The 12,919-nt window shown below is 50.8% G+C and carries 15 protein-coding genes; 11 read left to right on the top strand and 4 right to left on the bottom strand.

Annotated elements, in window-relative coordinates:
• Positions 1-146: 146 nt before the first annotated feature.
• The 11 genes from ACZGCQ_RS10095 (at position 147) to ACZGCQ_RS10045 (ending at position 7,970) form a co-directional block, all read left to right on the top strand.
• Positions 147-1,355, top strand: a complete 1,209-nt coding sequence (locus ACZGCQ_RS10095; protein ID WP_481266162.1) for a helicase-related protein — start codon at positions 147-149, stop codon at positions 1,353-1,355.
• 140 nt (positions 1,356-1,495) lie between these two features.
• Complete coding sequence (locus ACZGCQ_RS10090) at positions 1,496-1,993, top strand: ComF family protein (RefSeq protein WP_336798429.1); 498 nt, start codon at positions 1,496-1,498, stop codon at positions 1,991-1,993.
• A gap of 81 nt (positions 1,994-2,074) precedes the next feature.
• On the top strand, positions 2,075-2,416 hold the full coding sequence (locus tag ACZGCQ_RS10085) for a hypothetical protein (RefSeq protein WP_481266161.1): 342 nt from the start codon (positions 2,075-2,077) through the stop codon (positions 2,414-2,416).
• Positions 2,417-2,452: 36 nt separating this feature from the next.
• Positions 2,453-2,701, top strand: a complete 249-nt coding sequence (gene flgM / locus ACZGCQ_RS10080) for a flagellar biosynthesis anti-sigma factor FlgM (RefSeq protein WP_047393186.1) — start codon at positions 2,453-2,455, stop codon at positions 2,699-2,701.
• A gap of 96 nt (positions 2,702-2,797) precedes the next feature.
• Positions 2,798-3,205 carry a flagellar protein FlgN gene (locus tag ACZGCQ_RS10075; RefSeq protein WP_481266160.1) on the top strand — a complete coding sequence of 136 codons (408 nt, stop codon included), beginning with the start codon at positions 2,798-2,800 and terminating at the stop codon, positions 3,203-3,205.
• A gap of 12 nt (positions 3,206-3,217) precedes the next feature.
• The gene (gene flgK / locus ACZGCQ_RS10070) at positions 3,218-4,744 is read left to right on the top strand and encodes a flagellar hook-associated protein FlgK (protein WP_481266159.1); all 1,527 of its coding nucleotides are present in this window, start codon (positions 3,218-3,220) and stop codon (positions 4,742-4,744) included.
• Positions 4,745-4,751: 7 nt separating this feature from the next.
• Positions 4,752-5,690: a flagellar hook-associated protein FlgL gene (flgL, locus tag ACZGCQ_RS10065; protein WP_481266158.1), complete on the top strand. Its 939-nt coding sequence runs from the start codon at positions 4,752-4,754 to the stop codon at positions 5,688-5,690.
• Positions 5,691-5,703: 13 nt separating this feature from the next.
• Positions 5,704-6,282, top strand: coding sequence for a DUF6470 family protein (locus ACZGCQ_RS10060; protein WP_481266157.1), 579 nt, complete (start codon positions 5,704-5,706; stop codon positions 6,280-6,282).
• Between the two features lie 4 nt (positions 6,283-6,286).
• On the top strand, positions 6,287-6,727 hold the full coding sequence (gene fliW / locus ACZGCQ_RS10055) for a flagellar assembly protein FliW (protein WP_481266156.1): 441 nt from the start codon (positions 6,287-6,289) through the stop codon (positions 6,725-6,727).
• The gene (gene csrA / locus ACZGCQ_RS10050) at positions 6,727-6,951 is read left to right on the top strand and encodes a carbon storage regulator CsrA (RefSeq protein ID WP_029342527.1); all 225 of its coding nucleotides are present in this window, start codon (positions 6,727-6,729) and stop codon (positions 6,949-6,951) included. The genes fliW and csrA overlap by 1 nt, the downstream gene beginning before the upstream one ends.
• A gap of 194 nt (positions 6,952-7,145) precedes the next feature.
• A complete protein-coding gene (locus ACZGCQ_RS10045; RefSeq protein ID WP_195864500.1) occupies positions 7,146-7,970 on the top strand; it encodes a squalene/phytoene synthase family protein in 825 nt (274 codons plus the stop codon).
• A 50-nt stretch (positions 7,971-8,020) separates the two neighbouring features.
• Here ACZGCQ_RS10045 and ACZGCQ_RS10040 read toward each other — a convergent pair whose 3' ends face one another.
• The 4 genes from ACZGCQ_RS10040 to ACZGCQ_RS10025 form a co-directional block, all read right to left on the bottom strand.
• Positions 8,021-8,188: a hypothetical protein gene (locus ACZGCQ_RS10040; RefSeq protein ID WP_156772520.1), complete on the bottom strand. Its 168-nt coding sequence runs from the start codon at positions 8,186-8,188 to the stop codon at positions 8,021-8,023.
• Between the two features lie 15 nt (positions 8,189-8,203).
• On the bottom strand, positions 8,204-9,100 hold the full coding sequence (locus ACZGCQ_RS10035; RefSeq protein ID WP_133207712.1) for an alpha/beta hydrolase: 897 nt from the start codon (positions 9,098-9,100) through the stop codon (positions 8,204-8,206).
• A 23-nt stretch (positions 9,101-9,123) separates the two neighbouring features.
• Positions 9,124-10,005 (bottom strand): YitT family protein, encoded by an 882-nt coding sequence (locus ACZGCQ_RS10030; protein WP_035410093.1) that lies wholly within the window; start codon positions 10,003-10,005, stop codon positions 9,124-9,126.
• 86 nt (positions 10,006-10,091) lie between these two features.
• Entirely contained in the window at positions 10,092-12,917 is a 2,826-nt protein-coding gene (locus ACZGCQ_RS10025) for a sensor domain-containing protein (RefSeq protein ID WP_481266155.1), read from the bottom strand.
• Positions 12,918-12,919: the final 2 nt, after the last annotated feature.

The following is a 12,919-nucleotide window of genomic DNA, read 5'->3' as shown; positions in this document are numbered from 1 at the left end:
ATCCTAGGGAAACGACTTTTTAGAGCTTGAAGAATGACGTTATCTCGAATTCTACGAGTCAAAAGCTCGAGTTGAGTAGTGGAACGCTCACAAGGAGATGCCGAACGCCCGCGAGAAAGAGACGAAACAGAAAAGGAGAGATGACGATGGATCTTCGAGGGCGACTCGTACCTGTTGAATGGATCGACGCACCACAAGCGACATACCGATTCAGACCAGCTGTGACATGGCGTTGCCAGCGGTGTGGCGCGCTTCCAGTGCGAGGGGATTGTACTTGTGGTAAAGCCTGTTATTATTGTCGGAAATGTCTTGCTTACGGCAAACTGCGAAGCTGTGGACGACTCGTGACGGATCAGCGGGCACTTGATCCGGTGAGACCAGCCCAACATGGACCGTTGACGTTGACGCCGGCGCAACTACGCGTTGCTCAAGTGATCCAACGAACGGTTCTAACTAAAAAACGGCTTCTCGTCCATGCCGTATGTGGTGCCGGGAAAACGCCGATGCTCTTTCCGGGGATTGCCGATGCGCTCGCAACCGGGCGCCGTGTACTTGTTGCAGCACCACGGGCAGACGTCGTCCGGGAATTGACGGGACATCTAAAACGAGCGTTTGCAGACGCCGCCATCGTCTCCTTGTACGGTGGTTCGTCTGAACGTCTTGAGCTGGGTGATATCACGGTCAGTACGACACATCAATTGATTCATTACCGGGATTGTTTCGACGTCGTCTTTTTAGATGAGGTCGATGCTTTTCCATACCGGCTCGACCGAACGTTACATCGATACGTCAAGCGCGCGATGACGAAAGATGCCGCACTGATTTTATTAAGCGCAACGCCTTCGTTTTGGCATCGACGATTTCCGACGGTTCGATTGATGCGACGCTATCATGGCTATCCGTTACCGGTCCCGAAGCTCGTCGTACCGTATAGCGAACATCTCGTGTTCGATTGGTTGGCGCGTCATAACGCTGTACCACGGCTCGTCTTTGTTTCACGGATCGCAGAGCTCGAGCGATGGCAAAACCGATTCGCGACAGCGGGCTATGACGTCGAGACCGTCCATGCCGCAGATTCGGAACGAGTCGAGAAGGTCCAACGTTTTCGACAGTCGACAGGAATCTTACTGACGACGACGATTCTTGAGCGGGGTGTGACGATTGAAAACGTTCAAGTCGCGATTCTGGATGCTGATCAAGGATTCAGTACGGCAGCCCTGATTCAAATCAGCGGACGAGTCGGACGATCGTCGGCATATCCGGATGGTGACATTATATTTTGCGCCAATGACCGGAGTGATGCGATGTACGAAGCGATCCATGAGATCAAGAAAGCGAACGCCGTGCAACCATGAATCGATGTCTATTCTGTCAAGAGGTCTATCTACCTAGTTGGGAACTTGGAAATCTCTGGACTAGGCAAGTGACCTGTCCGACCTGTAAAATAAAGTTTGTAAAAAGAGGGGAATGCGTTGATTGTGGAAAGCCGGGTCCAGTGTGCTGTGCAGACTGCGCAGAATGGCGAAGACAAGGACTGACGCTTCAAACAGCACCTCTTTATTTATACAATGATGCAGCGAAGGATTTCATGCATCGCTTCAAGTTTCTCGGTGATACTGCGTTGCTTGAGATGTTTACCGATGACTTGAAGAAGGTAAAAATCAAACAAGCAGTTCTTGTGCCGATACCGCTAAGCATCGAGCGTCTCTCGGACCGCCGTTTCAATCAAGCAGAGCTGATCGCACGTCGGATGCGCGGAAAGATTGTTCCGTGTTTAAGTCGTCTCGATGGTCCAGAACAAAGTAAGGCGGGACGACAAGCGCGACTTGCGCGTAGCAACCCGTTTTGCGTAACGAGTGACGTCAAGGGGAAGAATATCGTACTTATCGATGATGTCTATACGACAGGTGCGACGCTTCGCCAAGCGATGTTTCGACTCAAAGAAGCGGGAGCGAAAGAAATTTCTGCTGTAACTTTATTTCGAAGTGTTTAAGAAAGCAACATTCCTGCCGATACTCTATGTGAGGTGAAGGAAATGGATGTCATCAATTGTAAATCTTGCGGGAAGTTATTCATGCGTCAATCTTCAGAACTGTGTATTGATTGCATACGAAAGGATCATACGGATTTTGAGAAGGTACGCGAATTTCTGCGAGAACGACGAAAAATCCGGACTTCACCTAAAGATGTCGAGATCGGAACGGGTGTTAGTCGAGATACCGTCTTCCGTTACATCAAGGAAGGGCGCTTATTGATCTCCGAGATTTCCCAGATGGAAATCATGTGTGAGAGTTGCGGGAAGCCCTCCCGTGAAGGCACGATTTGTGCCGCATGTCGTGATCGTTTACGACGTGACCTCGCCCAGGCGATGCTTGACTCTTCTGACTCTTCGAAACCAAGGACGTATCGGACTTGAACTAAGAATCTTGTAGTCTAGAAAGCAGGTGTTCACATGCGAATTGATTCTACGAAATGGGTGAACATGCCCAAAACGTACGAAAGAACTCAATCAGTAGAAGGAACAAAAAACCAACGTACGAACCGTCCGGACGAAGTCAGTATCTCTACAGAAGCGCGTGCGCGTTTCAACGAGACACAGTCGTCACGGACTGAAAAGATTGAATCCCTCAAACAGGCGATCCAGGATGGAACCTATAAACCAGATGCGAAAAAAATCGCGGAACGTTTCTTGAACCTGTAAGTTGGACATCGTAGACAATGGAGGCGACTCGGGGCACGGATGCGCGGGTCGTTTTTTATATGAATGGAACCTTTTCAATTCGGAAGGAGAAACCGAATGCAACTCATCAATCAACTCAACGAGGCGCATGCTCATTTACTTGCGCTCGCAGAAGAAAAGAAGCAAGTCTTGATCGCAAACGACATGCGCCGTTTGTCTGAAATCGTCAAAGAAGAACCCGTACATATCAAACGAATCGAAGCACTAGAACAAGAACGGCTCGCACTCATGGGGAGCGTGACGATGACGGAATGGATCACGACACATCCAGAAGATGTCGACTCACTCCGAACGTTGTTGCAGACGATCGGTCAGCTGCGACAGTTGAATACACTAAACGCGGAGTTACTGGAACAGTCTCTGCACTATTTGGACTGGCATCTCCAACTCTTGATTCCAGAAGCGGACGACTTCACATATGGACAATCCGCACTGAACCAGACACACTTCAATCGAAACGCGTAAGGAGGAATACGGATGGGATCGACTTTCATGGGGCTTGAGACAGGGCGTCGAGCATTAACGACGAACCAGTGGGCTCTGCAATCGACTGGAAATAACATTGCGAACGCCGGCACGGAAGGATTCTCTCGCCAACGTCTCGTCATGGGAACCACGGAGCAACTTTCGATTTCACTTGGTTCTGGACGAAATGGACAAGTCGGAACCGGGGTCCGCGGAGAAATGCTCGAGCGAATTCGCGACGTCATGCTTGATAAGCAGTATCGGGATGAAGTGACGAAAGTCTCGTATTACGGTACGAAACAAGCGGCATTCGGACGGATGGAAGATATCATCAACGAACCGTCGGAAACGGGTCTTTCGAAAGCGTTCGACGGGTTCTGGGAATCCTTGCAGACTTTATCGACGAATCCGCAAGATTCAGGTGCACGCAGTGTCGTCCGTCAAAAAGCGGAGACTCTCACGCAGACCTTCAATTACATGGCGAAAGCAATCAATCAAGTCAAAGCGGACTTAAAGAGTGAAGTCGAGGTCTCGACGAAAAAAGTCAACGACCTGTTAAAGAAAATCAATAACATCAACGTCGAGATTCATACGGTCGAACCGCTCGGTGCCCTTCCGAATGCGCTCTACGATGAACGTGATCGCTACTTAGATGAACTTTCGCAATACGCTGACTTCGAGAAAGTATCCGTCGACGCGCAAGCAATCGGGAGCGGAGAGATGGGGAATGCGTTACGCAACGCAGAAGGACGGATTGATATTGAACTGAAGATGCCTGACGGGACGAAAATAAAAGCTGTTGATGGAAAAGCCTCGACAGCCGTGACGCTCCGTTTCACCGAAAACGCGGACGGAATCTACAATGGTCTTGAAGTGAACGGAGTAGCGCAGACACTTGATAAGACAAATGGATTTGCGACAGGTCGCTTATCCGGATTGCTCGAGATGTACGGGCAAGAGCGAGACGGTCAAGCTGTCGGTGAATACGTCAAGATGGAAGGTCAACTCGATGAGATGGCAAAGACATTCGCTGATGCGTTTAATGCCGCCCACGCAAAGAACACGAAAAAAGACGGTACACTTGGTACGAATGCTTTCTTCACGTCAACAAGTGTAGAGATCACGGCAGCGACGATTTCCGTCGGTTCGGACATCAAGGCGAGCCTTGATAACATCGCGACGTCAACGGACGGCAACATCGGCGATAGCCAAGGGGCGTTGAATCTAGCGAAGATGAAGACAGCGAGCATCATGTTCGTGAAGTCGAACACGACGACGACAATCGGTTCGTTCTATCAGAATGTCATCGGCGACATGGCAGTCTCGACCGATCAGGTCGGACGCCTGGGTAAGAGTGCCGCTGTCTTGATGGAAAGTGCAGATCAGCGCCGTATGTCGATGTCTGCCGTCTCGATTGATGAAGAGATGACGATGATGATTCAGTATCAACACGCTTATAATGCAGCAGCACGAAATATTACGACCGTTGATGAGATGCTTGATAAAATCATCAACGGTATGGGACTCGTAGGACGGTGATGAATAGATGAGAGTAACACAAACGATGTTGACGAAAACGAATATCGGGCACTTATCCTCAAGCTATCAGCGCTTGAGCACGCTTCAGGAACAATTGATCAGCGGAAAGAAGATTCAACGCCCGTCCGAGGATCCAGTCGTTGCGATGCAAGGCGTACGTTACCGGACGGAAGTGCGAGAAGTCGAACAGTTCAAGAAAAATGCGAGTGAAGCAACGGGTTGGATGGACTTGACGGATTCTGCCCTCAACGAAGTCACGTCAGCGATGAGTCGGATTCGTGAGTTGACGACGCAAGCGGCGACGGATACGTATGATGCGACACAACGGAAAGCGATTCAGAGTGAGGTCGGTCAATTGATCGAACACATTGGAACGCTTGCGAACACGAAATACAATGAAAAAGGGATTTTCAACGGAACGAAGACGGATACGCCATTCGTCTCGATGGACGGATTGCGTGATTATTTAGCAAGTACAGCGGGACCGATCGAAGGCGTCTTCACGGATGGGGATCCGACGGGCAAGGAGACGGAAGCGATCCAGTATGAAGTCTCTTCCGGTATTGAAGTCCAAGTCAATATCTCACCGCTTAGCGTCTTCGGACCGGAAACGTTCCAAACGTTGAAAACAGTCTACGATGCACTCGGGACGAACGCTGACAACAATGGAGCTGCCTTATCTGGTATGTTGAAGGATATCGATGCGATGCTCAACGGAGCGGTCGAGACACGTGCTGATCTCGGGGCACGCGTCAACCGGATGGACCTCAACACATCACGGCTTGAGGATCAAGAAATCATCGCAAAAACGGTCATGTCGAATAACGAAGACATCGAGGCAGAAAAAGTCATCATGGATCTGAAGTCATACGAGACGTTACACCGGGCAGCGCTCAGCGCCGGGGCACGGATCATTCAACCGACATTACTCGATTTCCTACGATAAGGGGTGAAGGCAGATGAATCTTCCGCATCTTGAAATGCGTCAGACGGCGGCACGAATCGGGATGAACATCACGCGTCCGCAAATCGAGCAGAAGCAGACACCTGCCTCCCTGTCGATTGAACAACCACGTGGGGAACTATCGATTGAGACGGTCGCAGCGCGTCTTGAAATCGATTCGACGCAAGCCTGGATCGAGATGGGGCGCGTTCCTGCGCTTGAGTCCGTTCGGCAGTATGCTACTTATGGACGACAAAAGGGACAGGAAGCTGTCGCAAAAGGAGCCTCCGAAGGCGACCAACTGATGCGGATCGAGCAGGGCGGCGGAACGGTCGCGCGAATTGCGAAAGCCAATGAGACACCGCCTGCTGAAGTGACGACCCTCGGATTCATTCCGCGAAGCCTTGATCGAGTCAAGACGACCTATACGCCGGCTGAGGTCCGATTAAGTTACACCGCGAATCGTCCGAAAATCGAAGTCGAAACGTATCGCCCGGAACTGACTGTCAAAGAAGGTCAGGTCGAGGTTTATCTACAAGAACAAAATCAACTGAATATGTGGCCGGTTGGCGGCATATTCGATGGGGAAGGATAACGACATGCAGATCGAAACGGATTTTTTTGGAACCATTACGATTGACGAGACGGAAATCATCACCTTCGCGTCCGAGTTACCAGGTTTTCCGGAAGCAAGACGCTTCATCTTGCTCCCGTTCGGAGAAGGCGTTCCGTTCTGGTCGTTTCAATCGATTGATCAGCCGGAGTGCGCCTTCGTCGTGACGAACCCGTTCTGGATTGATCCAGAATACGTCTTCGAGTTGCCGGAAGCAGCAAAAGAGCAGCTCGGAATCGAGGATACGGCGCAAGTCGCCGTCTATACGACGGTCACATTACGCGATCCGTTCACGACGTCGACGACGAACTTACGAGCACCTTTCGTCATGGAGACGAAACAACGGCTCGCGAAACAAATCATCTTAGACGATACATACACGAATCGTCATCTGATTGGTAGTCTGACGGAAGTAGGTGGTCGCTGATGCTCGTACTGAAACGAAAGACGGGAGAAGCGATTCAAATCGGTGACGACATCGAACTGACGATTCTTGCCATCGAGGGTGACCAAATCAAGATTGGTATCAAGGCGCCACGGCAAGTTGACATCCACCGCAAGGAAGTCTACTTGTCGATCCAAGAAGAGAACACGGAAGCGTCCCGTAGTACTGGATTGATCGGACAACTCTTGAAACAACAGGAAAAATGATTCCATTTGAATGTCATCGGAACGTATCTTTTTCGTGAACGATGCGCTTCAAACGAGGACGAAAAGACTCCCTTTGCCCGAATGTGCTGCAAAGGGAGTCTTTCTTATCATGAAACAAATGCTGAAACGCGTTGAATCGTGTATAGTAATGAAGAGAAAAGAAACCTTTTGAGCCAAAGAGGGAGTTGTCAGGAATGAATGAGACGAAGCAGCTGAAAAAAGACGCGAACCGTGTATTAAAAGCGACGAGTCGCACCTTCTATATCCCGATTAGTCGACTATCGCAAGACTTACAGGAAGCGGTCGGTGCTGCTTATCTATGCATGCGTGCCATCGATGAGATTGAAGACCATGAGGACTTGGCAACGGACGTCAAGACGATGTTGCTTCGCGAGACGGCGTTATTGATGCGGGGCACGTTCTCCGCTACGACCTACCTCGAGTTGATTGCGCCTTACACGGCGTATCTACCGGAAGTAACACTCCGTCTACCGGAGTGGATCGCTTATTGTCCGGCCGCGATTCGTCCGAAGGTCCTCGATTCGACGGCGGAGATGGCAGAAGGGATGGCGGTCTGGGCAGAGCGTGACTGGACGGTCGAGACGGAAGCGGATCTTGACGAGTATACGTATTATGTCGCTGGACTCGTCGGTGTCATGTTATCCGACATCTGGTACTGGAAGGCTGGGATCGTCACTGATAAACAGCAAGCGATCGGATTTGGTCGTGGTTTACAAGCCGTCAACATCCTGCGTAACCAACAGGAGGATGCGGAGCGTGGTGTCGGTTACTTCCCACCTGGTTGGACGACGGATACGATGTTTGCTTACGCGCGTGAGAATCTCGCAGAAGCCGATGCCTACCTCGCGTCCATTCCGAAGGAGACGACAATTTATGAATTCTGTCACATTCCACTTGCACTCGCACATGGAACGCTGGATGCCCTTGCAAAAGGGAAAGAGAAACTCAGTCGTCCGGAAGTCTTGAAGATCGTCGGCGCTGCCGTACTAAAACGATAAGCACAAACAACAGCCGCTCGTTTCCGTCAAGGAAGCGGGCGGCTGTTCGTTTAACGTAATAAGTAAAGGGTGAGTCCGATCAGAGCAGAGCCGGTCCAAATCAAGGCGATCGTTCGTCCATACGGTAAACGATAGCCGGCACGGCGGGAGACGAGCAGTCCGATCGTCATGACTGTCAGTGCGACGAAAAAGGTCAGGAACAACGATAACTGTTGCATGTCAATCTCCTTTCATCAGTGCAGATCTGACAAGTACGTCATGACTTTCTCTTCATACGCTTTTCGGTCGTGCGCATACGACTGGACGTGTCCACCGTTTTCCGTCACGTAGAGCTCGGAGCGCGGAGCCGCTTTTTGAATCTTCATGCTTTCCGTGACCGGAATCGCATCGTCGTCCTTCCCGTGAATCAACAGAATCGGATACTCAATCCGTCGAACCGCTTCGATTGGTTTCACCCGTTCTGGATTAAGACCCGTCAGAGGTGGCGTGATCTCCAGGATGATCGGGGTGAACGGGAAGTTCGGTAACCCGCTCCAGACGGGCAGGTTCGTTGCGAGATAGTTCTCTAAGTCGCTGAACGGGCTGTCGGCGATGACACCGACGACGTCCGCCTTTGGAGCGGTTACGAGTGACGTTGCAGCGCCCATCGAGATCCCGTAGAGGACGACTGGTTTTGAAGACCGCGATTTTGCGTAGCGGACGGCCGTCAACAAATCATCTTGTTCCTTTGCACCGACCGTGACGCGTTTTCCATCCGATTCACCGGATCCCCGGAAATCAAACGTCAGGACGTTATAGCCCGCGTCGTGGAACTTCTTGAATAACGGGAAGACCGGAACATCTTCTTGCTCCCGGTTCTTGCCGTAGCCGTGGGCGAAGACGACCGTCAGTTTTGCGTCCTCGCTAGGCATCCACCAGCCGGACAAACGTGTCCGGTCTTTATAGGAGCGGAAGGTGACGTCTTCATAGTCGAGTCCTTCCGCTTTTTTTGGTGTCGTCGTCAAGGCTTCACGTTCCGGTTGCGTCAACGAAGAGCCGACATAACCGGAAATTCCGATGACGACGATGACAGCAAGCGTCACGATGACGATCACGCCACCGATGATTTTCTTACGATGTTTTTTCCACACCCGTGTTCCTTCCTTTCGTTCGGTTAATGGATATCTTTTTTCTTGAAGCGACCGCCATGGACATCATGGATATTGCCGATCGCAATGAAGGCTTGCTCATCGAAGTCACGAACGATGTCTTTGAGTTTTGATTCCTCCAGGCGACTGATGACGCAAAAGATGACTTTTTTGCCGTCACCGGTAAAGGCACCTTCTCCGTTTAAATACGTCATGCTTCGACCGAGTCGATCCATGATTGCAAGACCGATCTCTTCGTAATTCTCCGAAATGATCCAGACACTCTTCGACTGATCGAGTCCGTCGATGACGACATCTATCGTCTTGAAGGCAACAAAATAGGTAATCAACGAGTACATTGCCCGGTCCCAACCGAAGACGAAACCAGCGGCGCCGAGGATGAAGACGTTGAAGAACATCACGATCTCACCGACTGAAAACGGCGTCGAGCGGCTGAAGGAGACGGCAAGAATCTCGGTTCCGTCGAGTGATCCACTCGAGCGGATGACGATTCCAACGCCGATTCCAAGAATCAAGCCACCAAAGACGGTCGCGAGCAAATCCACGCTTGTCAGCGGACCGATGTGTTCGAGGAGTTTCGTTGCGATCGCCATGACGAAGATGGCGTATAACGTCGACAGGGCGAACGTTTTTCCGATTTGTTTGTAGCCAAAAAAGATGAATGGAATGTTCAAGAAGAACAACCATAAGGCGAGCGTCGTATCGGTCACTTTTGAGCCGATAATTGAGATCCCGACAATGCCGCCATCGATGATGTTATTTGGAACAAGGAATCCTTTCAGTCCAAGCGCGAAGATGATGGCACCGATCGTCAGCATCAATAATCGTCGAAAAAGCTGACCTTTCGTAGAGCGGCGATGATGTTTCGTAGGTAGTGGTGACTGCATGCCATTCCTCCCTTCTGAAGTAAAACGCTTTACGATTACTATAACAAAAAAGCACGAAGACGTGTGTGAACGTCTTCGTGGAGAGGTCAAGGGCGATAGCGTAACGACTGGAAGAAACGCATGATCTGTTCCGCTTCTGTCGGATTCGTGTATTCACCGATATATTGTTCATCTTCCTGTCCGGTGATTGTCACCGTACAAGTGACGAGTTGTAATCCTTCACTCAATCGAATCTCAAACGTCGCATCCGACAACGGCAACGACGTCTTCGTCGAAAAATAGAGTGCACGCGTGCTCGTCTGATGGGCTTCGATGTCCGAAAAAGGAAGTTCGAATGGTCGTGTATGATGCGTTAACATGCGAACCTTTCCTGAGACAGAGAAGCGAGGCACCGTATCGCTCGATAAGGAACAGGCTTCGATCGGATACAAGATCTCGCGCAGGAGGAATGATTCCATGACGTCCGCTGGGACCGGACGACTAAACAGGTAGCCTTGGATACTCGGACAATTGAGCGTCCGGAACGTATCAAGTTGACGGAGCGTCTCGATGCCTTCTGCGACGACCGTTAGATTGAACTCACCTGCCATGTAGAGAATACTTTTGACGATCGCTTGGGCTTTGGCGTCATCCGTGATGTGGGTCGCGAACTGCCGGTCAATCTTGATGACGTTGATCGGATACCGTTGCAGATAGACCATCGAGGAGTAGCCTTTCCCGAAGTCGTCAAGTGCGATTCGAACGCCGATCCGACTAACGTACTCGAGCGTCCGACTCGTCATCGGGTCATCCATGATCAAGGCGGCTTCGGTGATTTCGAGTTCGAGTAATTCAGGTGCGAGCTGATACGTCGACAGCATCCGCTCGATATGATGTTCAAAACCAGGAATCAAGAATCGTTTTGGTGAGACGTTGACGGAAATCGGAACGAGCTCTGCCCCTGTCGTCTTCCAGTGCTGCATCGAACGACACGCCGTCTCGACGACCCAGTCACCGATTGCGACATGTAAGGCACTCTCTTCGGCAAGCGGAATAAAGTCGTTCGGTGGAATCCGTCCCCATTCCGGGTGTTGCCAGCGAATTAACGCCTCGAGACCGACGATTTTTCCGGTCCAGCTATCGACTTTCGGCTGATATTCTAGGAACAGTTGATTGCGCTCGATTGCATAATGCAAGTCCTGCTCAAGACGATAACGACGGTAGTAATCAATATCAAGATTCGATGCGTAGTGGTGCATCGTGCTGTGGTTTTCACGACGTGAGCGACGTAAGGCGGTATAGGAATGCTTCAATAATTCGACGGCGTCCGTACTGTCTTCCGGATACCGGCTGACCCCGACCGAGATCCGCGCGAATAAGGCATACGGTTCGATCGAGATCGGCGTTTCCGATAAGTCGAGCAACGACTGCGCACATGTCGTCACGTCTTGTTTATAGCTCGTCGGTACGAGCAAGGCGTACTCATCGCCGCCAAGGTGCCCGAGAAACGTCTCGTCCGGTTTCGTTTGTTGTAATAAAGCTGCCGTTCCTTGTAACCATTGGTCACCGGAACCGTGTCCAAAGGCGTTGTTGATCTCAGCAATCCGGTTGAAGGAGACGGTTAAGACGAAGAACGATTGATTCTTTTCTTGCCACGCGTCGATTGTCTCAATCAGCGCTTGCCGGTTTGGCAGGCGCGTCACGGCGTCACGCAAAGCGAGCTGTCGTAATTGTTCCTCGTATGCTTTTTGAAGCGTGATGTCATGCATGATGCTATTCGTGTAAGCAATCGTTCCGTCCAGTTGGAAGACCGGGATCTGTCGGTCCTCGATCCATTTGATGCGACCATCTGGAAAGTGAAGGCGGTACTGAATCGTGCCCGCCTGACCGTCGACTAACCGTCCGATGAACTGTTTCATCGCCGCATGATCGCGAACGTCTAATCGTTCGAATAACCATTCGCGACTAAGGATTAAGTCCTGCGGTAACTCTTCGAAGATGTGCAGGAACCCTTGTGAGTGAAAGAGAATTCGCCCCGAAATTAAGTCAATTTGCGAGATCGCGGCATTGACGGCTTCGTAGATTTCACGCGCCTGCGCCCGTTCCGTGACGAGTTGACGTCGTGCCTCGTCGACTTCCGATAAATCATACAGGACGACCGACAGATGATTCGGATGGTGCGGACGGTGAAAGGCTTTCAAGCGTAACAGCTGATAGGTATCGTCAGCCGTCAGCAGGGAGACTTCCATTTCAAAGCGTTCCTTTTCACCCGCAATCAAACGTTCCATCTCGAACCGGAGCGGATCGAAGTCGCGTGGGTGAATTCGACTGAACAGTTGTGCTTGATCGAGTGTCGTCGCATCGACTTCTGAAAGGCCTAAAAAATGCAGTAAGGCAGGGGAGAATTCGATCGTTTGCTTTTGAACATCAAAATGGAAGACGACGAGTTCCGGAATCTGTTCCGTCAGTTCGAGTTGAGAGCGAATCGACGTGACATCTTCTTCGAGTTGTGTCTCACGTGTGATATCGCGCGCGACACCATAGACACCGATGACTTGTCCATCTTGTTCGACCGGCATGTTCGTAATCTTCAATGTGACCCGGTGTTGATCAGCGTGGAGTCCTTGTGCCGTATAATGAACGGTCTCGCCACTTAAGGCACGTGTGAAAAAGGCAGTCACCGCTTCGATTTGATCTGGCGGATTGAACACTGCGAAATGCTCATAGAGCGTCTCAGCGGAATAACCGAGCATGTCTGGTAACTGTTCATTGAAATAGATGATCGTTCCAGAGGCATCGAATAAAAAGATTGCATCTGTCTGTTGCTGAAAGAAGGCTTCCGCCGTTTCCGGACGGGACACTTCAAGTCCACCGATATAGAGTGGGGCTGTGTCGGATTGACGAATCCGATTCATCGCTTCATGAAAAGCCATCC

The sequence above is a fragment of the Exiguobacterium sp. HSB13 genome, from assembly GCF_056764755.1.
Note: the sequence above shows the minus strand (reverse complement) of the source record. Positions and strands in the feature narration are given on the sequence as shown.

Bases quoted from the DNA above. Each gene is read 5' to 3' on its own strand.
- ACZGCQ_RS10095 (WP_481266162.1), top strand. From the start codon at position 147: ATGGATCTTCGAGGGCGACTCGTACCTGTTGAATGGATCGACGCACCA.
- ACZGCQ_RS10085 (WP_481266161.1), top strand. From the start codon at position 2,075: ATGCGTCAATCTTCAGAACTGTGTATTGATTGCATACGAAAGGATCAT.
- flgM (WP_047393186.1), top strand. From the start codon at position 2,453: ATGCGAATTGATTCTACGAAATGGGTGAACATGCCCAAAACGTACGAA.
- ACZGCQ_RS10075 (WP_481266160.1), top strand. From the start codon at position 2,798: ATGCAACTCATCAATCAACTCAACGAGGCGCATGCTCATTTACTTGCG.
- flgK (WP_481266159.1), top strand. From the start codon at position 3,218: ATGGGATCGACTTTCATGGGGCTTGAGACAGGGCGTCGAGCATTAACG.
- flgL (WP_481266158.1), top strand. From the start codon at position 4,752: ATGAGAGTAACACAAACGATGTTGACGAAAACGAATATCGGGCACTTA.
- ACZGCQ_RS10060 (WP_481266157.1), top strand. From the start codon at position 5,704: ATGAATCTTCCGCATCTTGAAATGCGTCAGACGGCGGCACGAATCGGG.
- fliW (WP_481266156.1), top strand. From the start codon at position 6,287: ATGCAGATCGAAACGGATTTTTTTGGAACCATTACGATTGACGAGACG.
- csrA (WP_029342527.1), top strand. From the start codon at position 6,727: ATGCTCGTACTGAAACGAAAGACGGGAGAAGCGATTCAAATCGGTGAC.
- ACZGCQ_RS10045 (WP_195864500.1), top strand. From the start codon at position 7,146: ATGAATGAGACGAAGCAGCTGAAAAAAGACGCGAACCGTGTATTAAAA.
- ACZGCQ_RS10040 (WP_156772520.1), bottom strand. From the start codon at position 8,188: ATGCAACAGTTATCGTTGTTCCTGACCTTTTTCGTCGCACTGACAGTC.
- ACZGCQ_RS10030 (WP_035410093.1), bottom strand. From the start codon at position 10,005: ATGCAGTCACCACTACCTACGAAACATCATCGCCGCTCTACGAAAGGT.
- ACZGCQ_RS10025 (WP_481266155.1), bottom strand. From the start codon at position 12,917: ATGGCTTTTCATGAAGCGATGAATCGGATTCGTCAATCCGACACAGCC.